At 67.9% G+C, this 22,401-nt stretch carries 20 protein-coding genes and 1 pseudogene; 15 read left to right on the top strand and 6 right to left on the bottom strand.

The window, feature by feature from the left end:
- Positions 1-76 precede the first annotated feature (76 nt).
- From CQ042_RS18900 to CQ042_RS18885, 4 genes are read left to right on the top strand one after another with little or no spacing between them, the layout of a single operon-like run.
- Positions 77-868 (top strand): hypothetical protein, encoded by a 792-nt coding sequence (locus CQ042_RS18900; RefSeq protein ID WP_105671989.1) that lies wholly within the window; start codon positions 77-79, stop codon positions 866-868.
- A complete protein-coding gene (locus tag CQ042_RS18895; RefSeq protein ID WP_105671988.1) occupies positions 865-1,392 on the top strand; it encodes a hypothetical protein in 528 nt (175 codons plus the stop codon). Before CQ042_RS18900 ends, CQ042_RS18895 begins: the two co-directional genes overlap by 4 nt.
- Before the next feature lie 28 nt (positions 1,393-1,420).
- The gene (locus tag CQ042_RS18890) at positions 1,421-2,077 is read left to right on the top strand and encodes an SDR family oxidoreductase (protein ID WP_105671987.1); all 657 of its coding nucleotides are present in this window, start codon (positions 1,421-1,423) and stop codon (positions 2,075-2,077) included.
- Positions 2,078-2,103: 26 nt separating this feature from the next.
- On the top strand, positions 2,104-3,324 hold the full coding sequence (locus tag CQ042_RS18885) for a glycoside hydrolase family 3 N-terminal domain-containing protein (RefSeq protein WP_258132355.1): 1,221 nt from the start codon (positions 2,104-2,106) through the stop codon (positions 3,322-3,324).
- 3 nt (positions 3,325-3,327) lie between these two features.
- On the opposite strand, the gene CQ042_RS18880 is transcribed toward CQ042_RS18885, so the two are convergent.
- From CQ042_RS18880 to CQ042_RS18870, 3 genes are read right to left on the bottom strand one after another with little or no spacing between them, the layout of a single operon-like run.
- Positions 3,328-4,191 (bottom strand): 3-methyladenine DNA glycosylase, encoded by an 864-nt coding sequence (locus tag CQ042_RS18880; protein ID WP_105671986.1) that lies wholly within the window; start codon positions 4,189-4,191, stop codon positions 3,328-3,330.
- A 1-nt stretch (position 4,192) separates the two neighbouring features.
- A complete protein-coding gene (locus CQ042_RS18875) occupies positions 4,193-5,218 on the bottom strand; it encodes an App1 family protein (RefSeq protein WP_105671985.1) in 1,026 nt (341 codons plus the stop codon).
- 4 nt (positions 5,219-5,222) lie between these two features.
- Positions 5,223-5,894, bottom strand: a complete 672-nt coding sequence (locus CQ042_RS18870; RefSeq protein WP_105671984.1) for a DedA family protein — start codon at positions 5,892-5,894, stop codon at positions 5,223-5,225.
- A gap of 41 nt (positions 5,895-5,935) precedes the next feature.
- Between CQ042_RS18870 and CQ042_RS18865 the strand changes: the two genes are divergently transcribed.
- The 4 genes from CQ042_RS18865 to CQ042_RS18850 all read left to right on the top strand — a co-directional run bounded on the left by CQ042_RS18865 (position 5,936) and on the right by CQ042_RS18850 (position 13,332).
- Positions 5,936-7,285 (top strand): anthranilate synthase component I family protein, encoded by a 1,350-nt coding sequence (locus CQ042_RS18865; RefSeq protein WP_105671983.1) that lies wholly within the window; start codon positions 5,936-5,938, stop codon positions 7,283-7,285.
- A gap of 25 nt (positions 7,286-7,310) precedes the next feature.
- Positions 7,311-9,896, top strand: coding sequence for a leucine--tRNA ligase (leuS, locus tag CQ042_RS18860; RefSeq protein WP_181157635.1), 2,586 nt, complete (start codon positions 7,311-7,313; stop codon positions 9,894-9,896).
- 305 nt (positions 9,897-10,201) lie between these two features.
- On the top strand, positions 10,202-11,587 hold the full coding sequence (locus CQ042_RS18855) for an amidohydrolase family protein (protein ID WP_105671982.1): 1,386 nt from the start codon (positions 10,202-10,204) through the stop codon (positions 11,585-11,587).
- 113 nt (positions 11,588-11,700) lie between these two features.
- A complete protein-coding gene (locus CQ042_RS18850) occupies positions 11,701-13,332 on the top strand; it encodes an ABC transporter substrate-binding protein (RefSeq protein WP_105671981.1) in 1,632 nt (543 codons plus the stop codon).
- Between the two features lie 170 nt (positions 13,333-13,502).
- Here the strand turns inward: CQ042_RS18850 and CQ042_RS18845 are convergent, their stop codons facing one another.
- Both CQ042_RS18845 and CQ042_RS18840 read right to left on the bottom strand, forming a co-directional pair.
- On the bottom strand, positions 13,503-14,471 hold the full coding sequence (locus CQ042_RS18845) for an NAD(P)H-quinone oxidoreductase (protein WP_105671980.1): 969 nt from the start codon (positions 14,469-14,471) through the stop codon (positions 13,503-13,505).
- A gap of 70 nt (positions 14,472-14,541) precedes the next feature.
- The gene (locus tag CQ042_RS18840) at positions 14,542-15,150 is read right to left on the bottom strand and encodes a TetR/AcrR family transcriptional regulator (protein WP_181157633.1); all 609 of its coding nucleotides are present in this window, start codon (positions 15,148-15,150) and stop codon (positions 14,542-14,544) included.
- A gap of 443 nt (positions 15,151-15,593) precedes the next feature.
- On the opposite strand from CQ042_RS18840, the gene CQ042_RS18835 reads away from it, so the two are divergent.
- From CQ042_RS18835 to CQ042_RS18815, 5 genes are all read left to right on the top strand, one after another.
- Entirely contained in the window at positions 15,594-16,292 is a 699-nt protein-coding gene (locus CQ042_RS18835) for an ABC transporter ATP-binding protein (RefSeq protein ID WP_219844880.1), read from the top strand.
- An 86-nt stretch (positions 16,293-16,378) separates the two neighbouring features.
- Positions 16,379-17,143: an ABC transporter permease gene (locus CQ042_RS18830; protein ID WP_219844879.1), complete on the top strand. Its 765-nt coding sequence runs from the start codon at positions 16,379-16,381 to the stop codon at positions 17,141-17,143.
- Positions 17,140-18,405: a fumarylacetoacetate hydrolase family protein gene (locus CQ042_RS18825; RefSeq protein ID WP_105671976.1), complete on the top strand. Its 1,266-nt coding sequence runs from the start codon at positions 17,140-17,142 to the stop codon at positions 18,403-18,405. Before CQ042_RS18830 ends, CQ042_RS18825 begins: the two co-directional genes overlap by 4 nt.
- 45 nt (positions 18,406-18,450) lie before the next feature.
- The gene (locus tag CQ042_RS18820) at positions 18,451-19,485 is read left to right on the top strand and encodes an ABC transporter substrate-binding protein (protein ID WP_105671975.1); all 1,035 of its coding nucleotides are present in this window, start codon (positions 18,451-18,453) and stop codon (positions 19,483-19,485) included.
- Between the two features lie 197 nt (positions 19,486-19,682).
- Entirely contained in the window at positions 19,683-20,279 is a 597-nt protein-coding gene (locus CQ042_RS18815) for a helix-hairpin-helix domain-containing protein (RefSeq protein ID WP_105671974.1), read from the top strand.
- 88 nt (positions 20,280-20,367) lie between these two features.
- Here CQ042_RS18815 and CQ042_RS18810 read toward each other — a convergent pair whose 3' ends face one another.
- The gene (locus CQ042_RS18810; RefSeq protein WP_258132353.1) at positions 20,368-20,739 is read right to left on the bottom strand and encodes a hypothetical protein; all 372 of its coding nucleotides are present in this window, start codon (positions 20,737-20,739) and stop codon (positions 20,368-20,370) included.
- A 191-nt stretch (positions 20,740-20,930) separates the two neighbouring features.
- Here CQ042_RS18810 and CQ042_RS18805 point away from each other — a divergent pair, with 191 nt between their 5' ends.
- Positions 20,931-22,103: a sensor histidine kinase gene (locus CQ042_RS18805; protein ID WP_105671972.1), complete on the top strand. Its 1,173-nt coding sequence runs from the start codon at positions 20,931-20,933 to the stop codon at positions 22,101-22,103.
- Positions 22,100-22,390: pseudogene (locus tag CQ042_RS20775) on the top strand (response regulator transcription factor); the annotation flags it as partial. The gene CQ042_RS18805 and the pseudogene CQ042_RS20775, both read left to right, overlap by 4 nt.
- Positions 22,391-22,401: the final 11 nt, after the last annotated feature.

Below are 22,401 nucleotides of genomic sequence, written 5' to 3'. Positions count from 1 at the left end.
TGCTGTCCGGAGGGATGCCGTCTCGGGTCGGCATCGTTGTCCCGAGTGTAGAGCGCTCCTGGCTACGCTGAGGGACATGCTCCGCATCGCCTTCTTCGTCGTCTGGCTGCTGCTGTCCGCGTGGCTCGTCATCTGGGTCGGGGAGGGGTTGTTCGGCGTCGACCAGCGGCGGTCGATCCTCCCGTTCGCCGGTGAGGACACGCTCGGGGGTCCGATCATCATCGGCGTCGCCTGGGGCCTGCTGCTGACATTCGGCGGGATGATGACGCGTCTCGGGCGCCGCAGGACCCCACGCGGTGAGGTGCTGATCGGTGTCGGGACGATCGTCGAGGTCATCCGCACGGGGATCACCGTCGAGGACATCCCGCAGTACGACGTGTTCGTCCGGGTGACGCCTCGCAGCGCGGAGGAGTTCATCGCGGAGTTGCGGATGCCGGTCGGGACCGCGGATCCGGCCGCCCTCCAGGTCGGGCTCCCGGTGCCGGTGCGGTACAGCCTGACCGATCGGGACACGGTCGAACTCGCGGATCTGAACGACCCGGCGGTGCGGGACGCGATGCTGCAATGGCGGATCGAGCGGGGACTCATCGACCCCGCACAGGTGCGAGCGCGCACGACGGGCATCCAGGTGCCGGCATCCGTGCTCGAAGTCCGGCCGACCGGTCGCCGCCTCGACGGGCAGAGCGAGCTCGCCCTGCGGGTGCTGATGGCGCCGGAAGGTGCCGCGACCTGGGAGACCGACACCCGCGTCTTCGTCTATCCGCAGGCCGTCCCTCATCTGCAGGTGGGGGCGCCCGTGTGGGCGTTCTATCGGCGGGAGGATCCGCAGACCGTCGCGGTGACCATCGAGAAGGAGGCAGGACGATGAATCCGATGGACACGCTCATCTGGCTCCTGAACTTCCCGGCCGCACACGCGTACGCCGTGGTCTTCATCGCGGGCTTCTCGACACTGGGCCTGTTCGCGCTCTCGGTGCGAGGGGGTGCGCCGCGGGAAAGACTTCGGGCGATCCGCGAGCGCGAGGGACTGCTGCACACGGAGGATCGTCCGCGGGGTCAGGGGTGGGGACGGGTCGTCCGCGTCGGTTCCCGCGTGCTGGCTTTCCTGATGCTCGGGTCGCTGGTGGTCGGCATCCTCAGTCTGACCGGCGTGCCGGTGACCCGCGCCTACATCTACGACAACGGTCGGCCGACGACCGCGACGATCGACGGCGACTGGGTGACCTTCACGACCGCGGAGGGGGTCGAGTACACCCTGGAGAGCAACTTCTTCTCCCCGGCCGTGTATCCGGACCGCGACGCGTACTTCCCGAGCGGAGCGCCGGTCGTGGTGCGCTATCTTCCGAGCCACCCGCAGGCATTCGTGATCGACAGCGACCAGACCCCGCGCTGACGTCGGAACGGGCGCGTAGGGTGAAGGCATGTCGCGAATCATCGTCTTCGGCGGCCACGGCCGCATCGCCCTCCTGCTCGCGCCGCTGCTCGTCGAACGCGGAGACGAGGTGACCGGGGTGATCCGCAATCCCGCGCACACGTCCGACGTCGAAGCCGGCGGGGCGACGGCGCTGGTCGCCGACGTCGAGAGCATGGACGTCGAGGCGCTCGCGGAGATCATCCGCGGGCATGATGCCGTCGTCTGGTCCGCGGGAGCGGGAGGGGGCTCTGCAGAGCGCACGTATGCGGTCGACCGCGACGCGGCACAGCGGTCGATGGATGCGGCCGAGCGCGCGGGAGTCCGGCGCTACGTGATGGTGTCGTGGCTCGGCTCGACCGCCGACCACGGCGTGCCGCAGGGCGACTCGTTCTTCCCGTACGCGGACGCCAAATGGGCTGCGGACGAGCATCTGCGCGGCACCGGGCTCGAGGGCACGATCCTCGCACCCGGAACGCTCACCTTCGACGACCCGAGCTCCCGCATCCAGATCGATCCCGCGGGGCGAGGCGCCGTCTCGCGAGCCGATGTCGCGGCCGTGATCGCCGCCTCCCTCCACGAGCCCTGCACGATCGGTCGGACCATCCGCTTCGGGAACGGCGACGCGGATTCGGCCGTCTCCATCGCCGACGCGCTCGCCTGCTGACAGGCCGCGCCGCACCGGATCCCGTCATGTCCCGACACCGCGGATGGGCCGCCGGAGCGCTGGCGGTCGCCGCCCTGTCCACTCTGTGCATCCCGTCGGTCGCCTCGGCGTCGACGGCGACGGCGAACACCGCCTCGAGCGTCGCGCCATCCGCTGCCGACGCCGTCGTGTCGTCGACCGCCGATCCGACGGGCCCTGCCGAGCACGCCACGGCGCTGGTGGGGGAGATGACCGTCGCCGCGCAAGCCGCGACGGTGGTCATGGGGCACGTGGCGGGGACGGATCCCGCGGCACTCCGCGCCTACATGGAGTCCGGGTTGGGAGGATTCATCCTCATGGGCGCGAACATCCCGGAGTCCGAATCCGAGCTGCAGGCGCTCACCTCCGCGCTGACTGTCGATCCCGCCCTGCCTCCCCTCATCGCTGTCGATCAGGAGGGCGGTTTGGTCTCCCGTCTGCACGACGACGGGTACCCGTCCTCCACCTCGTTGAAGGGCCTGCCCGTCGCCGACACCTCCTCGGCGTTCCTCGCTCGCGGTTCGGTGGTCGCCCGCGCGGGAATCACCGTGAACTTCGGCACCGTGGCGGACTTCACCGGAGACCCCGGCACCTTCATCTACGGCCGCGCGCTCGGCACCGACGCGGCGAGCGCCGCCGAACGCGTGTCGGCGGCGACCACCGCGCAGGAGCGTTTCGTCGCCTCGACGCTCAAGCACTTCCCCGGGCACGGCGCGGCGCCGGGCGACTCGCATCACGCGATCCCGAGCACGGCGATGGGACTCGAGGAGTGGCGCGCCACGGAGGCGGTGCCGTTCGCGGCGGGTATCGACGCGGGGGCGTCCCTGCTGATGTACGGGCATCTCGCCTACACGGCCGTCGATCCACTGCCGGCATCCCTCTCCCCGACGTGGCATGAGATCGCCAGAGACGAGCTCGGGTTCGAGGGGGTGGCGGTGACCGACGATCTCGGAATGCTGCTGTCCTCCGGCGACCCGGCCTATGCCGACCCCGTGGCGAACGGGGTGGCCGCGATCGCCGCGGGGAACGACCTCGTCCTGATGATCGCGGGTTCCGATGCGCGCACCGCGGGCGACATGGCGGTGGGCATCGCATCCGCGGTGGAGGCGGGGACGCTTTCCGCCGAACGCCTGGAGGAGGCGGCGACCAGGGTCATGACCCTGCGTGTGCAGCTCGCCGGGGACACGGCCGACTGGCAGGTCTGCGCCGATTGCGAGCCGGTGGACTGAGGGTCAGGCGGCCTCGCGCGCACTTTCGCCGAGCCAGGCGTTCAACAGAGCGCCGCGGAGCGCGGTGCCTCGCTCGGCGAAGACGCGTTGGCGTCGGACGTATTCGGCCTTGCCCTCCGGCGTCTCGATCGGGACGGGGGTGATATCCCACGCAGACAGGTCGTAGGGCGCGGCTTCCATGTCGAGCAAGCGGATATCGCGCGCCAGCTCGAATGTGTCGAGGAGGAGTTCGCCGGGGATGAGCGGCCCGAGTTTCGTCGCCCACTTGTAGAGATCCATGCCGGCGTGCAGGCATCCCGGCTGTTCGAACAGGGGCTGGTCGTCGCGATGCAGCGGGGTGCGGTTGCGGGGGACGGCCTCCGGCGTGAAGAAGCGGAAAGCGTCGAAGTGCGTACAGCGCAGATCGTGGTTCTCGACGACGGCATCGGTGCCCGCCTGTCCCAACCGGAGCGGTACGGCGTGACGGTGCTCGTCCGCCCGGTAGACCATCGCCCATTCGTGCAGACCGAAGCATCCGAACTGCCCCGGGCGCGATGCCGTGCGGCGCAGCATCCGCTCGATCAGTGCGGCGAGCTCCTGCTTCTCCCGTCCGAAGGCGTCGGCATCGGGAACAGCGCTGCCCGCGGAACCGCCGGGTGCGTACCAGCGCCACTCCACGCGTTCGCCGGCATCCGCCAGCTCCACTCCCGCACCCGGATGCCAGCGACGCAGCTGTGCGGGCTTGTACGAGTAGTACGTGAACAGGAAGTCCCACACCGGGTGCTTCTCCGCGCGGGTCGCCCGATCGCGGTGGGCGGCGGTGAGTGCGTCGGCGCGTTCGCGATGCGCCTCCTCGCGGAGGAGCCAGTCCGGACGGTCGAGGGACATGTCAGTGCAGGATGCCGGCTTCGCCGAGGAGGTCGCGAAGGCCCGCGCCGTCCTCGGCGCTCACCCACGGTGCGGCATCTTCGGAATGCGCCTCATGGCCGGTGCGGCCACCGGCGAGCACAGCCTCGGCGGGGAGCAGACGACGGATGGCGACACCTGCGACGGAATCGGGGTACTCCTCCATGAACTGGCTGTAGATCGATTCGTCGTGCTGACCGTCATCTCCGATCAGCAGCCACTTCACCTGGGGGAACTCGGTGGCCAGGCGGCGCAGGTTGGTGAGCTTGTGCTCGCGGCCGCTGCGGAACCAGCGTTCGTGGGTCGGGCCCCAGTCGGTGAGGAGCATGGAGCCGGCAGGGAAGAGATGCCGACCGAGGAAGCGCCAGAGCGTGGGGGCGACGTTCCAGGCACCCGTGGACAGGTAGACCATCGGTGCTCCCGGGTGCTGTCGCAGCAGCTGGTCGAGCAGTACCGCCATCCCGGGGACGGGCAGTCGCGCGTGCTCATCGAGCACGAAGGAATTCCAGAAGGCGATGAAGGGGCGGGGGAGCGCCGTCACCATCACGGTGTCGTCGACGTCCGACACCACGCCGAAGGTCGTGCCCTCGGCGACGATGAAGGCCCGCGCCTCGACGGGCTCCTGTCCCTCGACCGAGAAGGTGAAGGTCTGCCAGCCGGGCTCCAGGTCGACGCGGATCATCGCGTCGATCACGCCGCCACGGTCTGCCGCCACCTGGTGGGTCGTGTCGCCCAGGTGCACGCTCACTGCAGCGAACCCCACGGGGATGCCGACGAAGCTGCGCCAGCCGCGGACGCTCGCCGGTTCGCCGTCACGGGTGCTGCGCTGCGGAGGCACGATCAGCACGCGACCGACGACCCGCACCCAGCCGGGACCGCCGTATCCGGGGAACGGAAGAATCGTCGCGACGCGGCCGCGACGGCGCGCACGACCTTCACGCCAGACGTGAAGGCGATGTTCGAGTCGGGCGAACCAGTGGATCCGGGGGGCTGGGGGAGCGGATGCCATTGGCTCAGTCTTTCATGTCGGCGTCGACCTCTGCCTCCGGAGCCTCCAGGTGGCGCGCTTCGAGACGCTGCAGCAGCTTCTTGCCGAGGAAGGCGAGGAGCAGGAACAGGGCGATCACACCGACGAAGATGTACCCCGCGAAGTGCACGCGGTCGACGAGCTCGCGGAAGCTCCCTGCGGCGAGCGACGTGACGCTCACATACGCGGTGGCCCAGAGGATGCAGGCCGGTGCCGTCCACGCGAGGAACTTGCGATACGGGTACTCGCTCATCCCGACCGTGAGCGGGACGAGCGAATGCAATACGGGAAGGAAGCGCGACAGGAAGATCGCGATGCCTCCCCGGCGCTCGAGGTAGTTCTCGGCACGCACCCAGTTGTGCTCGCCGATCCTGCGGCCCAACCACGACGCCCGGATGTGCGGGCCGAGCCAGCGCCCGAGCCAGAAGCCGATGCTCTCGCCGATCAGAGCCCCGATCACCACCGCGATGCCCATCGCGATGCCTTCCAGGGGCGTCGCGACGCCCATCGAGGCGATGATGACGATCGTGTCGCCCGGGATGATCAGGCCGATCAGGATGCTCGTCTCCAGCATGACGGCGAGTCCGGCGATCAGCGTGCGGGCGACCGGGTCGATCGACTGCACGGTGTCGAGGAGCCAGATCAGGAGGTCGTCCACCCCCTGAGGATACGGGAGCCGTCCGGTCCTAGGCTGGAAAGGTGCCTGAACCTCTGAGTCGCCGCCTGCTGCCGCAGTGGGTGGAGCCGTCGACGGTGTTCCGGATGCTCGAATCTCGCTCGTCCGACGTGTTCTGGCTCGATGCGGGCGCACAGGCCACCGAGGGCTGGAGCTTCGTCGGGACAGGGCGGCGATCCTCGCTCCCTGCACACGTGCGCCTCGACGTGGCGCCGGTCGATCCGTCCGCACCTCTCGATCCGTCGACACCTCCGTTCGCCGGAGGGTGGGTGGGCTGGCTGGACTACGAGAGCGGCGCGGCCGCCGTCGGCGCACCGGTGGTCGGCGTCGTGGATCCGAACCCCGGTTCCTGGCTGCACGCGACCCGCGTCGTCGCCTTCGACCACAGCCTGCGGCGGACCTGGGCGCTCGGCATCGATGACGACCTGGAGAGCTGGGCGGCTGAGGTCATCTCGCTGTCCGGGGCCCGCGGAGACGCCGTCACCGTCGGAGCGGCTGTCGGCGTCGAGGGCGTGTCCCGCGTCGCCGAGGCTCGACACGATCCCCGCGAGTACGCCGCCCTGATCGAGCGCTGCCGAGACCTCATCCGTGCGGGCATCGCCTATCAGCTGTGCCTGACGACACGCTTCACCGTGTCCGGCCCACAGGACGCGGTCGACGTCTACGACCGCTTGCGGTCGGCGACGCCCGCCCACCACGGCGGATTCGTGCGCATCGGCGACCGCACCCTGCTGAGCGCCAGCCCCGAGCAGTTCCTCCACGCCGCAGGGGGCATCATCCGCACCCGGCCCATCAAGGGCACTCGGCCCCGGAGCGCCGACCCGCGTGAAGACGCGGCGCTGGCGGCCGAGCTCGCGGTCGATCGCAAGGAACGCGCCGAGAACGTCATGATCGTCGATCTGATGCGCAACGACCTCTCCCGGGTGAGCGTGCCGGGAACCATCCGGGTCGAAGGGCTCTGGATCGTGGAGAGCTATCCCGCCGTCCATCAGTTGGTGAGCACCGTGAGCGGTGCGGCGGCGGAGGGCATCACGGTCGGTGCGCTGCTCGCTGCGGCTTTTCCCGCGGGCAGCATGACGGGGGCGCCGAAGCTCTCGGCGATGACGCGGCTGCAGGAGCTGGAGGGCGGGTCGCGGGGTGTCTACGCGGGATGTTTCGGCTACATCGGCGACGACGGGGCGCTGGATCTCGCGATGGTGATCCGCAGCATCGTGATCGAAGGGGACCGGGCCGTGGTCGGTGCCGGGGGAGGGATCACGTGGGGGTCGGTCGCGGCCTCGGAGGTCGCGGAGGTCGCTATGAAGGCGCGTGCGCCTCTCGCGGCGCTCGGCGCGGAAATGCCGGGGCACTGGCGTTCCGATATCCTGAACTGATCCCGCTTTTTCCCCCAGATTGGTCGTGCGTTCGTTGTCTGAGAACCTGTCCACCGCTCCTGCCGAGGACGAGACCCCGTCGGCGCACGCCATCCAGAACAAGTGGCAGAAGTATTGGGCGGAGAACGGCACGTTCCTCACGGGCGGCGATGACGACACCCGCCCGCGGCGCTACGTGCTCGCGATGTTCCCGTACCCCTCGGGCGATCTGCACATGGGGCACGCCGAGAACTACCTGTACTCCGACATCGTGGCGCGTTTCTGGCGCCATCGTGGGCACAACGTGCTCAACCCCATCGGTTGGGATTCCTTCGGTCTGCCGGCGGAGAACGCGGCGATCCGCCGAGGTGCCGACCCGCGGGAGTGGACCTATCAGAACATCGCTCAGCAGAAGGAGGGGTTCCAGGCGTACGGCGTCTCATTCGACTGGACCCGTGTGCTGCACACCTCCGACCCCGAGTACTACCGCTGGAACCAATGGCTGTTCCTGAAGCTGTACGAGCGTGGACTGGCGTACCGCAAGAAGAGCCCGGTCAACTGGTGCCCGAACGACCAGACGGTGCTGGCGAACGAGCAGGTCGTCGACGGTCGGTGCGAGCGCTGCGGCGCCGAGGTGATCAAGAAGAAGCTCACGCAGTGGTACTTCCGCATCACCGACTACGCAGACCGTCTGCTGGACGATCTGAACCAGCTCGAGGGCTTCTGGCCGCACAAGGTGCTGCAGATGCAGCGCAACTGGATCGGCCGCTCCATCGGCGCCGACGTCGACTTCGTCATCGAGGGGCGGACCGAGCCGGTGACGGTCTTCTCGACGCGCCCTGACACTCTGCACGGCGCGACCTTCTTCGTCGTGGCTCCGGATTCCGACCTGGCATCCGAGCTCGCGGCGGATGCTCCCGACGAGGTCCGCCAGCGGTTCCAGACGTACCTGGAACAGGTGCAGAAGGAGACCGACATCGACCGGCAGTCCACGGACCGCCCGAAGACCGGTGTCTTCCTCGAGCGCTACGCGATCAACCCCGTGAACGGCGAGAAGCTCCCCGTCTGGGCGGCGGACTACGTGCTGGCCGACTACGGACACGGTGCGGTCATGGCTGTTCCCGCACACGACCAGCGCGACCTCGACTTCGCCCGCGCCTTCGATCTGCCCGTCAAGGTCGTCGTCGACACCACGGCCCCCGTCACCGGTGCGATGCCCGTGATCGAGGTCGACGAAGACGGCGTGCCGATCGATACCGGTGCCGCGCTGGACGAGCAGAATCCGGCATCGACCGGTATCGCGCTGACCGGTGAAGGCCGCATGATCAACTCCGGCGCGCTGAACGGGCTCTCCAAGCGGAATGCGATCGCCCGCGCGATCGAGCAGCTGGAGGCCTCGGGCACGGGTCGCGCTGCGAAGAACTACCGTCTGCGTGACTGGCTGATCTCCCGCCAGCGCTTCTGGGGTACACCGATCCCCATGCTGCACACCGACGACGGCCGGATCATCCCCGTGCCCGAAGACCAGTTGCCGGTGAAGCTGCCCAGCATCGAGGGTCTCGATCTGTCCCCGAAGGGCACATCGCCCCTCGGGGGTGCGGAGAGTTGGGTGCGCACGACCGACCCCGAGACGGGCGACCCGGTGCTGCGCGACCCGGACACCATGGACACCTTCGTGGACAGCTCGTGGTATTTCCTGCGGTTCCTGTCGCCGACCAGCGACACCGTGGCATTCGATCCGGCTCAGGCCGATCGCTGGGCACCGGTCGACTCCTACATCGGTGGTGTCGAGCACGCGATCCTGCACCTGCTGTACGCCCGTTTCATCACCAAGGTGCTGTTCGACATGGGCCTGATCGACTTCACGGAGCCGTTCTCGAATCTGATCAATCAGGGCATGGTCATCCTCAACGGCACCAAGATGTCGAAGAGCAAGGGCAATCTGGTGCTCTTCCAGGATGAGCTGGATGCCCACGGTGCAGACGCGCTGCGCGTCGGGCTGGCGTTCGCGGGTCCCGTCGAGGACGACAAGGACTGGGCGGACGTCTCGACGACCGGTGCGCAGAAGTTCCTGGCGCGCGCCCTGCGCGTCGCCGGGGAGGTCTCGAGTCCGGTCGACGTGGTCTTCGACGGCGGGAACTCCGCGTTGCGCCGCGCGACGCACAAACTGCTCGCCGAAGCACCCGCACTCGTCGAGCAGACGAAGTTCAACGTCCTCGTCGCGCGCCTGATGGAGCTCGTGAACATCACCCGCAAGACGATCGACGGGCCCGCGGGTGCCGCGGATCCTGCCGTGCGCGAGGCCGCCGAGACCGTCGCCGTCATGCTCGACCTCATCGCCCCGCACACCGCGGAGGAGATGTGGGAGACGCTCGGTCATGAGCCGTCCGTCGGCCTCGTCACGTGGCGTTCGGCCGACCCGGCGCTGCTGGTCGAGGACACGATCACGGCTGTGGTGCAGGTGGGCGGCAAGGTGCGTGCGCAGCTCGAGGTTCCGGCACGCATCGGTGAGGCCGAGCTCGAAGCGCTGGCACGCGCCGACGAGCGCGTGATCCGCTCGATCGGCGACCGGGAGATCGTGAAGGTCGTCGTGCGCGCTCCGAAGATCGTCAGCTTCGTCGTCAAGGGCTGATCCGCTCGTCGCACACCCCGAACCGCTCCGATCGGGCGGTGCTGGGCTTCCTCCCGATCGGCCGAGCAGCGTCGTCTCGGGGTCCGCTTCGTCGACCGCATCGCTACCGGTGCGCGGGCGAAGGTAACGGTTGAGCCACGAAACCGCTCGCGGACGGCCGCCCCTGGTTGACGCGGAGCGTGAATTTCCCTAACGTTCCGGCTAAGCCAATTACACGACCTCGCTTGCTCGGCATATCCTCTCGCCGACCCTGCGTCGACTCTCCGGCCCCGAACCTGCAGCGATCCGACGAAGGTGACACCGCGATGATGAAACCTCTCCCGACGACCTCCACTCTGTTCACTGGCGCGACTGTCCTCACCAACCGCGTGGCAGGCACGGTGGAGCGGAACGTCGACGTGTTGATCGAGGAGGGGGTGATCGCCAGGATCGGCGAGGGCATCGTCGCCGCCGACGCGCGGGTCATCGACGCGCAGCGAGCGATCCTCGCTCCCGGCCTCGTCGATACGCACATGCACGCGTGGCAGTACCCGTGGCGCGGTGCGGCGCAGCGCAAGTGGGGATTCGATCCGTACTTCGCGCTCCTGCAGAAGATGCGGCATGCCTACTCCCCGGAAGACACCCGTATCGCCGTGAGTGCTGCCTCGCTGGCTCTGCTCCGCCAGGGGGTGACGGGGATCATCGACTTCGTGCACGGTGCTCATTCCACCTCCGATCACGTCGCCTCCGTGCTTGCCGCCCACCGGGCGACCGGCCTTCGCGCTGTCGTCCACCCCAGCACCGGTGCGACATCCGATCACACGCCGACGGAGATCGCCGAGGCGCAGAAGCGTCGATTCGACGACATCGACACCCTGGCGGCGGGGATCGGTCCGGGCGACAGGGTGCAGGTCGGACTCGCGCTGATGATGCCGACGCCCGAGGTGTGGGAGGACGTCGCCGCGGAGATCGAGTTCGCCAGGGATCGGGGGCTGCGGATGACCTTCCACCAGAACCGGCCCGGTGACGTGACGGACATGATGCGACTCGGAGTGGTCGGATCGGACATCGTCGCGGCGCATGCGAACTCGCTCGCAGACGAGGAGATGCGGGCGATGGCCGAGTGCGGGATGCCGGTGGCATTCACGCCGAGGACCGAGGTCTCGGACGTCCGCCGGACGGATGTGATCCTGCGGGCGTTCGAACTCGGGGTCACGGTCGGCTTCGGGGTCGACACTCCCGTCTATCTGCCGCTCGACCTGCGCGGCGAACTCGAGACCGCCTTCAACCTCATGCAGCTGGCCCTCGGGCAGCGTGTGCGGTACGCAGCGCGTGTGCCGCTCGACGTCGGTCTCGATCCGCAGAGGTTCGGCATCGATGACATCGCTCGCGCCGCGACGGTCGGAGGGAACAGGGCTCTCGGTCGTGGGGGTGCGGCCGGCGAGGTGACGGTGGGGGCGCCGGCGGATCTGGTGCTCTACCGTCCCTTCGACCCGGACCCGGCCCTCTCCGACCCGGCCGCGTTCCTCGTGCTCGGCGCCGGGCATGCCAGTGAAGTCGACACGGTCATGGTCGACGGTGACGTCGTGATCGAAGGTGGGCGGTTCCAGGGCGACCTCGACGTGGAGGAACTGGCGGCCCGCGGTGCCGAACTGCGTCGCCGGTGCCTGTCCACTCTCGGTTCCTCCCTCGACTCCCTCCTGCCGGCCTGAGCCGATCAAAGCAACCTGAGTGGCATTGCCAGTAAGGCCGTGTTCGACCGCTATTCCAATCTGGCAAAGCCGGAAAGCAGTTCCCGTACCCCGACGACGAAGTGGGAGTCACCATGAACAGCACTGCCCGATCCAGCCGGCGGCGCGGCGTCCTCTGGACGTTCGCCGTCCTCGCGACAGCGGCCCTCACGGGCTGCGTCGGCGCGGAGCCACCGTCCGACGTGTCCCCGGCACCGGAGGCGCAGACCCTCACGGACGGAGGGACGTTCCGTGTGGGCATGCACGCCGATCCCGGACCGCTGGACCCCGCGCTCGGGATGACTCTCGGCAGCGTGCTGATCTTCGAGGCCATGTGCGAGAAGCTCTACAACGCCGACGCGGGAGGAACGGTCTTCCCGCAGCTCGCTGACGACATGCCCGTCTTCGACGAGGAGGGGACGAGTGCCACGGTGACGCTGCGTCCGGACATGAGATTCCAGGACGGCACTCCGGTGAATGCCGACGCGGTGATCGCGACGCTCGACCGCTTCCAGAATGGGGAGGGTTCGCAGCGGGCGACCAAACTCAAGAACGTCCAGAACATCGAGAAGGTGGATGACCTCACGGTCGTCTACAGGTTCTCGAGCCCGATGCCCGAGGGGCTGTTCTTCGACATCTTCGCCCACCGCGAGGGGATTCTGATCTCACCGACGGCGTTCGCGGCCTCAGGTCCTGCCGACTTCGGCAACGCGCCGGTATGCGCAGGCCCCTTCGAGTTCGCCAGTCGGGTCGCGCAGAACAGCGTGACGCTCGTGAAGGACGAGGACTACCACCTCGCCGACCAGGTCCACTTCGACGAGATCGTGTACTCGGTGATCCCGGACTCGAGCGTGCGCGCCACGAACCTCCGCGCCGGGGATCTCGATGCGATCACGCGCGTCTCGACCACGGATCTGCAGGGTTTGCGCGACGACACCTCGATCGTCGTCGAGGAGTACGGTGGCGTCGGTTTCGACTTCATCGAGTTCAACATCGGGAACACCGATGGCGCGATGGCTCCGGCGGGGAAAATCGACACTCCGTGGGCGCAGTCCGCTGACGTGCGCCGTGCCCTGGAACTCTCCATCGATCGTGCGGCGATCAACGACGTGGTCTACGGTGGGGCATTCGCCCCCGCCTGCGGGTTCATGCCGCCGAACTCGCCGTTGGCGAGTGACGCGATGCTCGAGTGCTCGGCGCGCGATGTCGAGGAGGCCAGGACGCTGCTAGAGAAATCGGGATACGAGCTCCCGGTGAAGGGCACGCTCCTGTTCTCGAACCTCCCCGATTTCCGCCGCATGGCCGAAGTCGTCCAGCGCATGGCCGGAGAAGCCGGCTTCGAGCTGACACTCATGCCGCAGGACTCGACGGCCGCACTGACGGCGATCCAGGACGGCGACTTCGAGCTGTACCTGTCGACGTGGACCGGCTTCGTCGACGTCGACCCCACGATCGCCCGTTTCGTGGAGAGCAGCGACTTGAGCAACTGGGGCAAGTTCTCGAACCCCGACGTGGATCGCCTGCTCGCCGCGACGGGATCCGAGCTCGACCCGGCAGAACGCAGCGATCGCTTCGCAGAGCTCGACGAGGTGTTGCGGGACGAGATGCCGCTGGTGTTCCTGACCCGTCCTGGGCAGGTGGTCGCGTACAGCGACCGAGTGGCCGGTCTGGCGTTCCGTCCGGAGGGGACGATCTCGCCGGTGTCGGCAGGATTCCTCGAGGAGTGACCGGTTCCGTCGTGGCCGGGTGGCTCGGCTCCCCGACCACGACGCCGGCGGCAGGGAGGTCACGGGCACCCCGGCGGGCTCTCGCTGAGGGCGGGGGATCGAGTGCTGCGCATCCCGCCGGATGGCCTCGCCGTCCACGACGAGGAGCAGGTGTGCGTGTCTGGTCGACGTCAGCGCAGGAGCAGCAGTTTCCCGCCGGGCGCGTTCTCGGAGCCCATCAGCTCGTGAGCACGCTCGGCGTCCGCGAGCGGCAACCGAGCCCCGATCACGGGCCGTAGTGCCGCTGCGGCGAGGGCGGGCCAGATGTGCTCGCGGACTTCGTCGACCACCTGTGCTTTGGAACCCCGCCCGGTGCGTGGCCGGGCCCGCAACGTCATCGCTCGCAGTGTCGTCCGTCGTTTCATCAGTGTGCGCAGATCGACTTCGGCGATGCTTCCGCCTTGCACGGCGATGACGGTCACGGTGCCGTCGAGGGAAAGCGCCTCCAGGTTTCGCTGGAGGTAACTGCCGCCGACGATGTCGAGGATCGCCGTGGCGCCACGTCCGCTCGTGGCGTCCTTGACGACCGTGACGAAGTCCTCGGAGCGGTAGTCGATCACGATCTCCGCGCCGAGAGCGTGGCAGAGATCATGATGTCGCGCGCTGGCTGTGGCCGCCACTCGCCAACCGGCTGCACGCAGCATCTGGATCGCCATCGTGCCGATGCCCCCACTGCCCCCGTGGACGAGGGCGAGATCACCCGGTTCCGGTGTCCGAAGCTCGCGGAGGGCAGTCCACACCGTGCACACGGCTTCGGGAAGTGCGGCCGCGTCCGTGAGCGGGACCCCTGGGGGCAGCGGCAGCAGCTGGCCGACGGGCACGGCGACGCGCTCCGCATAGCCTCCGCCTCCGAGCAGTGCACAGACCTCTTCACCGACCGCCCAGCCCACGACCTCGTCGCCGATCTCCACGATGGTGCCGGAGCACTCGAGACCGAGGATCTCGGATTCTCCGAAAGGGGGCGGGTACCCGCCCGCCCGTTGCAGGAGATCAGCACGATTCACGGCCGTCGCGGCGATCTCGACGAGCACTTCATCTGCTGCGGCCCTGGCATCGGGAACGTCGGTCCATGTCATCGGGCCGTCGATCTCGTACTGCATCGCTTTCACGGGAAGTCGACCTCTCATCGGAGTGCTTTCGCCGTCGATCGGCGGGGTGAGGAACGGGCGTTCAGGTGCGCAAGCCGGGGAAGAGCGGCTCGATCTGGGCGGCGAGGCGCGCCCGCATGCGGTCCCACAGGCTTTCGGGCTGATAGTCCCTGACCGGCGTGCGCAGTACCTCGTGGATGTAGATCCCGTTGCAGTTCGTCGCCGCGGCTTGGGTGCTGACGCCCGGCAGCAGGAGTCCTGCGTCGTCGGCCGTGTCGAGGACGGCCTTCGTGATGGCGATGACCTCGTCGCCCTGGCGGATGCTCTCGAGCCCGAGCGTGCTGCCTGCGGTCAATCCGAACTGGAGGTATCGGAGCACGTTGTCGGGGTCGGTGAGGTAGAACTCCGCTCGCGCCTGATGGATCGCGTAGACCCGATCCACGAAGTCCTGTGGCGTCGCGCACGATGGTGCACGGCGTGCATCCTCGTCGCGAATCATGCGCAGCGTCTGGTCGAGGCCGTCGCCGAGCATGAGGAGCAAGAGCTCCCGTTTGTTCGAGACATAGCGGAAGAGCGTGGCTTCGCCCACCTCAGCCTCTTCGGCGATCTGCTTGGTGGTGGTGTTCTCGTAGCCCTGTTCGGCGAAGAGCCGCTCCGCTGCTGCGCGAATCCGGTCCCGCCTCTCGGACATGGCCCGGTCCCGCAGCCCCGGCTTCGCGTCGCGCTGCATCTCCTGCACTGAATGACGCTCCGTCCGTGTGGCGACGAGGCCGACTCATCCGGCCTCGTCTGCCGTTCATTATTGCAGCCGTCATTGCGATCTTCTTCGGATCCGTCATTGTCAGACCTGCGTCTTCATGCTCTAATGATAGTGCACTCCGCTCGGAGTGCACTATCACCAACGATCGTCGTGGCTTGTTGGTCCGGCACTCCGGTCTGCGCACACGGCGATCTCCACTGCACCGAAAGGCAGGGCGGATGACGCTCTCTTCTGCTGTCGACGGGGTCCCGATCCGGGACGTCGATCGTGAGACGGTCGGTCAGCGTGAGGCACTGCTCACCCTGATGGACATCAGCAAGACGTACAGATCCCGAAAGGGGAGCGAGGACGATGCGGTCCTGGCCGTGAGTGACGTGAGCTTCACCCTCGCCAAGGGGGAGGTCGTCGCACTTCTCGGGACGAGCGGGTGCGGTAAATCGACCGTACTGAAGATGGTTGCAGGCCTGATGCGGCCGACAGCCGGGACCATTCGCCTCGGCGACGAGGAGATCGTCCGGCCGAGCCGTCGCATCGGCATCATGTTCCAGCAGCCCACGCTTCTGCCGTGGCGGACCATCCTGGACAACATCCTCATTCAGCCGGAGATCCGTCAGGGCAGACGTGCCGCGCTCCGTCACCGGTCGAAAGCGAAGGAACTGATCGCGCTCACTGGCCTCTCCGGCTTCGAGAACGCCTTGCCGAGCCAGCTGTCCGGCGGAATGGCGCAGCGCGCGGCGCTCTGCCGCATGTTGGTGTCCGAGCCCGAGCTGTTGCTGCTCGATGAGCCCTTCGGCGCGCTGGACGAGTTCACGCGCGAGCAGATGAACGTCGAATTCCAACGGATCTGCGCGGAGCGGGATGCCGCGGCCATCGTCGTGACGCACTCGATCCAGGAGGCGGTGTTCCTGGCGGATCGCGTGCTCGTGATGACCCCGAGGCCAGGCAAGGTGGCCAAGAGCGTCGACATCGACCTCCCTCGACCGAGAAAGCCCGAGATCATGACAGGTTCTGCGTTCAACAGCTACGTCGCCGAGATCCATTCGACGCTCTTCGACCGGCAGGTGCACGCATGACGGGGCCGCAGCTCCTGGCCTCAGCGCGTCCGAATCATGCGGGCCGCCCTCGGCCGCTCGCGCCCCGGGGATCGTGGTCGTCTCGGATGCCACGTCCCGTGCTCGTCGTCGGTTTCGGGCTGGCCGTGCTTTCGTTCTGGCAGCTTTCGATCGTCGTGTTCGACATCCCCTCGCTCATCCTTCCGACCCCGGCAGAAGTCGCGTCGGACCTCGTGTTCGTCATCGGCAGCATCTTCACCGGCGGCTCGTTCCTCTCCGCGACGACGGTCACGATCATCGAGGTCATCCTCGGCTTCGCGATCGCTGCGGCAGTCGGACTCGCACTCGGTGTCATCGTCGGGAGCACGGACTTCGGAAATCGTGCCGTCATGCCGTATGTCGTCGCCCTCGACACCATGCCGAAGGTCGCATTCGCGCCCTTGTTCGTGGCATGGTTCGGCTTCGACCTGGAATCGAAGTACCTCATGGCCGCATTCATCGCGTTCTTCCCCATCACGGTGAACACGGCGACCGGACTCGCCGCGACGGATCAGGGGATGAAGATGCTGTTCCGCTCGCTCGAGGCGAGCAGATGGCAGACGCTGACGAAGCTCCAGCTGCCGCACGCACTGCCGTACATCTTCGCCGGGCTCAAGCTCGCCTCGGTCGCCAGCGTGACCGGTGTGGTCTTCGCCGAGTACATGGGTGGCGGCGAGGGGCTCGGGGAACTCGTCCGGGTCGCCGCTTCGCAGCTCATGGTCGACCGGGTCTTCTCGCTCATCGTCATCCTGAGCCTGATGGGTCTTCTGCTCTTCGGTCTGATGGTGCTGCTGGAGCGCAGGTTCGCCTCGTGGGATCGGAGTGATTCATGACCATCGACTCTTCCTGGATCGAGCCCGGCTACGAGGGCCCGTGGGGCCCACAGACGCTGCCGTACGGGGTGTTCAGCAGGGCAGGGCGTCGGCCCTCCGTGTTCACTCGGGTCGGAGCAACGGCGCTCGATCTGGATGCCGCGTTCCGCGTCCTCGCTCCCGAACACGCACCGCTGTTCGGCCAGGAGTCGCTGAACACCTTCATGGCGTCGGGGCGCGGCACCTGGGAGGCGGTGCGCGCACGGCTGACGGAGTGGGTGACGGACCCCGCATTCGCGAAGGTGCTGCGGCCGCACCTCTATCCGCTCTCCTCGTTGCGAGCCACCCTTCCGATCCAGGTCGCCGACTGGGTCGACTTCTACGGATCGATCGATCACGCGCGGATCATGGCCTCGATCTTCCGTCCAGGGCAGCCTTCGCTGCCGCCGGCGTGGCCGCACATGCCTATGGGATACCACGGTCGGGCAGGCACGGTCATCGTCAGCGGCGAGGACATCCCGCGCCCTGACGGACAGCGACTCGCCGTGGGGGAGGAGCGTCCCCGATACGGGCCCAGTCGCAAGCTCGACATCGAGGCGGAGATCGGTTTCGTGGTGGGCGCAGGATCGGAGCGGAACGAGCCGATCCCTCCAGAGCGTCTGGCGGATCACATCTTCGGCGTCGTCCTCGTCAACGACTGGTCCGCGCGCGACATCCAGTCGTTCGAATCCGTACCGCTGGGTCCTTTCCTCGGGAAGTCGTTCGCGACATCCATCTCCGAATGGGTCACGCCGCTCGCGGCGTTCACCCACGCCTGGTGCGAACCGCCGGTTCGCCTTGAGCCCCTGCAGGCGTACCTGGGCGATGCTGCGACGGAACGAGGGCTCGATATCGCCGTCGAGGTCCGTGTCAACGACTCGATCATCGCGCGACCTCCTTACTCGACGATGTACTGGACGCCGGGTCAGATGTTGGCGCACGTGACGGGAAACGGCGCCTCCGCGCGGACAGGAGACCTGCTCGGCTCCGGAACGATCTCGGGGCCGGTCAGACATCAGCGTGGTTCTCTCATGGAGCTCACGGAGAACGGCGTGGTCCCGGTCCATCTCGATGACGGCTCGACCCGCACCTTCTTGGAGGACGGCGACGAGATCGTGTTCCGCGCGGACGCGCCGGGTCCTCGCGGCACGCGCATCGGCATCGGCGACGTCGTAGGGCGAGTCGTCCCGTCCACGTCGATGCCGGAGGAACTGTCGGCCACCGCATCCGTCGCGCGTGCGTAGCGACGGCGTATCGCACCACTCACCACACAACCAGGAAGGTCAATAATGAAGTTGAGCACCAGGAAGAATCGCACGGGCATTCAGGCGTGGGCCATCGCGGGCGCGGCGGTGCTGATCCTCGCCGGTTGCTCGACCGTCGCCGAGGACAGTGAGGTGGCCGAGCTCACGGAGATCACCGTGGCTGTCCCCGGGCAGTCGGGAATCGCCTACTATCCGGTCACCGTCGCCGATCACCTCGGCTACTTCGAAGAAGAGGGCCTCGACGTCACGGTCGAGAGCCTCGACGGTTCGGCTGCCGTGCTGCAGGCCATGCAGGCGGATCGGGCCGATTTCGGGATCCCGGGTGCAGGGCCGCTGTTCAGCTCCCTCCTCGGCGGGGGCGACGCCGCGTACATCTACAATCTGTACCCTCGCGGCTTCTTCTCGATCGCCGGAGATGCAGGACAGGTGAAGTCCATCGACGATCTCCGTGGTGCGACGATCGGCGTCTCCACGGCGAACGGCGGTGAGGTGGCGTGGGCGCGTGCCGTCCTGCAGGAGGCCGGCCTCGCTCCTGACGAGTATGAGTTCGCGACGGTCGGGTCCGAAGGCATTGCGGTGTCATCGTTCGAGCGGGGAGACATCCAGGCCTACGCCGCATCGATGACGGGAGTCGCCACACTCGACGTCCGAGGTGTCGATCTGGTCAACCTCACCCCGGAGTCGGCGCAGTTGTTCGGCAACGGAATCGCCGCATCCGGTGCCATTCTGGAGAAGAGCCCGGAGACCGTCGAAGCATTCCTGCGAGCCGTGGCGCGGGCGCAGCTCCACGGCTTCGACAATGCGGAGGACGTGCTCGAGGCGGGGGCGGAGTACAACGAGCAGGAGGCGGAAGACCCGGAGTACGCCACAGCGATCTACGACGCCGTCATCGAACTGATGAAACCGAATGATGCTCAGGAAGGCCCCGGGTATTTCACCGACCAGGCGGTGGCAGCGTGGCATGCCGTGCTCGTCGAGACGGGTGACATCGAGGCGCCGCTCGCGGACCCCTCCGTCGTGTACACGAATGAGTTCGTGAGCAAGGCGTCCGACGGGTAGGGGCGGCGGGCGCGCTGGAGGGGGTATCTGTCGCGGCCTTCGTTGCACCGGCCGCCTCTATCGGGGTGGTCGGTGCAGCGGTCGGTGAGAGGAGCGGCGGATCAACGGTTCTGCACGACGCGCGAAATGCAGACAGTTGTCCCCTTCTCCCGTGTCCGGGTCTCCTGCGGGAGGCAGGACGCTTCTAGCGTGGCGTGATGACATCCTCGCCGACACCGCTTCCGCCACGACGTCGGCTGCGCCTCAGCATCGGCGCGGCCGTCGTCCTGGCGCTCATCGTTCTGTCGGGAGCCGTAGGGCTCGGAATCCTGCGAGGCCAGGCGGCACCTGCCGAATCGTTGCCGTTGGCGGATGTCGGCTCCACCGCCGAGCCGACGGGCGAGCTCTACGTGCATGTGCTGGGAGCCGTCGCCGCGCCCGGGCTCTACGTGCTCGACGTGGATGCGCGACTCGTCGATGCCCTGGCGGCGGCAGGGGGAACGAATCAGGACGCTAATCTGGCCGCGATCAACCTCGCCCGAGTGCTCGAAGACGGTGAGCAGATCATCGTGCCGACGGTCGGCGCCGCGCCGGATGCCTCGGGCGCGGCGCCACCGGGCGACGACAGGGTCGACCTCAACACCGCGGATCAGGCCGCTCTGGAGACTCTGCCGCGCATCGGGCCGGCGATCGCTCAGCGGATCGTCTCATGGCGTGAGGAGAACGGTCGCTTCCGATCGGTGGACGACCTTCTTGCCGTTCCCGGCATCGGAGAGAAGCTGCTCGCCGGAATGCGCGACGGCGTCAGGGTGTGAGGGCCGGCCGGGGTGCGAGGGCCGGGGTGCGAGGGCCGCGATCGATCCGCCGCCCCCGGTATCCCCGGGCGCGGCGGGACGTTGGCGGCTATGCGGGGGTGCGGCGCGTCGCTTTGCCCAGGCCCCAGGCGAGGAGTCCGGTGATCGCTCCGACGATGACGCCGGTGAACAGGCTGCTGACCACGGCGAAGAAGCGAAGGATGAGGGACTGCGCGGTCGTGTCGAGACCAGCGAGGTTGCCTCCGAGTCTCGGTGGGCTGTCACCCCAGGCGATGTCCCAGAGCAGTTGATGGCCGAGCGCCAGGAACACCCCGTAGAACGCTCCGACGACGAGCAGAGTGAGAAAGGGCGCGCGCACCCGGAACACGAGGACGACGCCTATCCAGATGAGGGGCGGCACGAAGACGAGCACCGCGTTGACGACGGTTCGCTCCTGGACGAGCCCGAGGTCGTGCAGCACGACGCGAGGGACGGCGAGGAGTGCGAGCCCGATGAGCGAGCAGGATCATGTGCGGTCATGGTTCCACGCTAGGAACGGCGATGCAGACCGCGCATCGGCCGCCCGGCACCGATTCGCGCCGCTCCCCGGGGACACCCGATGTCGCCTGAAGGCGACTGTGCGCGGTCCCGGGTGACGCATACGCTCGAGTGATGGAAGACCTGCACCGTGAGAAGTGGTTCCGGCGCTGGCCGCCGTGGATGCTGGATGCGCTGCTGGGAGTCTCCGTCGCAGCGATCGTCTCGGTGACGATCACCGCCGATATCGGGGGCCGGCAGAGTCCGGACCTCCTCGCCTACCTGTGGGCCGTGGGCCTGGGAGCGCTCATGCTCGCGCGCCGCAATCACGCGCTCGTGGTCCTTGCCGTGACTGCTCTCGGTCTGTTCGCCTACTATGCCGCGGGCTACCCGGCGATCGGGTTGGCTGTGCCGGTCGTCGCTGCGCTCTTCTCCGCCGCCGAGGTCGGAAAGCTGGGTGCGTCGATCGTCACGGCCGTCGTGGTGGCGACCGTGTCCGTGGGGTTCCGCCTGATCGAAGGGCAATCCGTGGCCGTCGTCGTCGGGTACGAGCTTTCGGGTCATGTCATCCTGATGGCTGCGGCGATCGCGTTCGGGGACAGCCTGCGGAGTCGTCGGGCCGTTCATGCGGGCGCCGGCCGGATCGCCGGACTCATGGCCGCGGAGGCCCGTCGGCAGGCGGAGGTGCGACTGGCCGACGAACGTCTCTCGATCGCTCGCGACCTCCATGATTCCTTCGGTCACAGCTCCTCGGTGATCTCGCTGTACACGGAGGTCGCTCGCGAGGCGATCGGTCGACAGGATTCGGCTGCCGCACGACAGGCGCTCGACCAGGTCGCGTCGACCGCCGGGGAGTCGATGGTCGAGCTGCGACGCACGGTGTCGCTGTTGCGGGCACCGGGCGAGCGCGACAGCACCGTCGCCTCGCTCTCCGACATCACCGCTCTCCGAGAGACGGCCCAGGCGGCGGGCTTCGTCGTCGAGATGCGCGTCGACATCGACGCTGCGCGACCGCTCCCTCCGATCGTCGACCGTACGGCATTCCGTATCGTCCAGGAGGCGTTGACGAACATCGTCAGGCACTCCGCAGGCGCGCACGTCGCCGTCGTGATCGCGAGCGGCCTCCGCCGACTGGAGATCGTCGTCCTCGACGACGGCGCGCCGCCGCCGAAGAACACGGGAAGCGACGGGAATGGGATCCGCGGCATGCGAGAGCGCGTCGAATCGCTCGGAGGAGAAATCCGCGCCGGGTTCGAGAGTCGTGGGTTCGCGGTGCGCGCCACTCTCCCGATCGGAGGTCAGGCATGATCAGCGTGCTCATCGTCGACGATCAGTCGCTCGTGAGGGCCGGCATCCGCATCCTGCTCGAGAACGACCCCGAGATCGTCGTGGTGGGCGAGGCAGCGGACGGTCGCACGGCGATCTCGCAAGCCGCGGTGCTGCGGCCCGATGTGATCCTCATGGACATCCGCATGCCACGCGTGGACGGACTCCAGGCGACGGCGGCGATCCGTGGGAACGCGGAGCTCACCGGAACGCGGATCATCATGCTGACGACGTTCGATGAAGACGACGACGTCATCGGAGCGATCACGAACGGCGCAGC

It is taken from the genome of Microbacterium sp. MYb62 (assembly GCF_002979475.1).
GTDB lineage: Bacteria > Actinomycetota > Actinomycetes > Actinomycetales > Microbacteriaceae > Microbacterium.
Note: the sequence above shows the minus strand (reverse complement) of the source record. Positions and strands in the feature narration are given on the sequence as shown.

Bases quoted from the DNA above. Each gene is read 5' to 3' on its own strand.
- CQ042_RS18900 (WP_105671989.1), top strand. From the start codon at position 77: ATGCTCCGCATCGCCTTCTTCGTCGTCTGGCTGCTGCTGTCCGCGTGG.
- CQ042_RS18895 (WP_105671988.1), top strand. From the start codon at position 865: ATGAATCCGATGGACACGCTCATCTGGCTCCTGAACTTCCCGGCCGCA.
- CQ042_RS18890 (WP_105671987.1), top strand. From the start codon at position 1,421: ATGTCGCGAATCATCGTCTTCGGCGGCCACGGCCGCATCGCCCTCCTG.
- CQ042_RS18885 (WP_258132355.1), top strand. From the start codon at position 2,104: ATGTCCCGACACCGCGGATGGGCCGCCGGAGCGCTGGCGGTCGCCGCC.
- CQ042_RS18880 (WP_105671986.1), bottom strand. From the start codon at position 4,191: ATGTCCCTCGACCGTCCGGACTGGCTCCTCCGCGAGGAGGCGCATCGC.
- CQ042_RS18875 (WP_105671985.1), bottom strand. From the start codon at position 5,218: ATGGCATCCGCTCCCCCAGCCCCCCGGATCCACTGGTTCGCCCGACTC.
- CQ042_RS18855 (WP_105671982.1), top strand. From the start codon at position 10,202: ATGATGAAACCTCTCCCGACGACCTCCACTCTGTTCACTGGCGCGACT.
- CQ042_RS18850 (WP_105671981.1), top strand. From the start codon at position 11,701: ATGAACAGCACTGCCCGATCCAGCCGGCGGCGCGGCGTCCTCTGGACG.
- CQ042_RS18845 (WP_105671980.1), bottom strand. From the start codon at position 14,471: ATGCAGTACGAGATCGACGGCCCGATGACATGGACCGACGTTCCCGAT.
- CQ042_RS18840 (WP_181157633.1), bottom strand. From the start codon at position 15,150: ATGTCCGAGAGGCGGGACCGGATTCGCGCAGCAGCGGAGCGGCTCTTC.
- CQ042_RS18830 (WP_219844879.1), top strand. From the start codon at position 16,379: ATGCCACGTCCCGTGCTCGTCGTCGGTTTCGGGCTGGCCGTGCTTTCG.
- CQ042_RS18825 (WP_105671976.1), top strand. From the start codon at position 17,140: ATGACCATCGACTCTTCCTGGATCGAGCCCGGCTACGAGGGCCCGTGG.
- CQ042_RS18820 (WP_105671975.1), top strand. From the start codon at position 18,451: ATGAAGTTGAGCACCAGGAAGAATCGCACGGGCATTCAGGCGTGGGCC.
- CQ042_RS18815 (WP_105671974.1), top strand. From the start codon at position 19,683: ATGACATCCTCGCCGACACCGCTTCCGCCACGACGTCGGCTGCGCCTC.
- CQ042_RS18805 (WP_105671972.1), top strand. From the start codon at position 20,931: ATGGAAGACCTGCACCGTGAGAAGTGGTTCCGGCGCTGGCCGCCGTGG.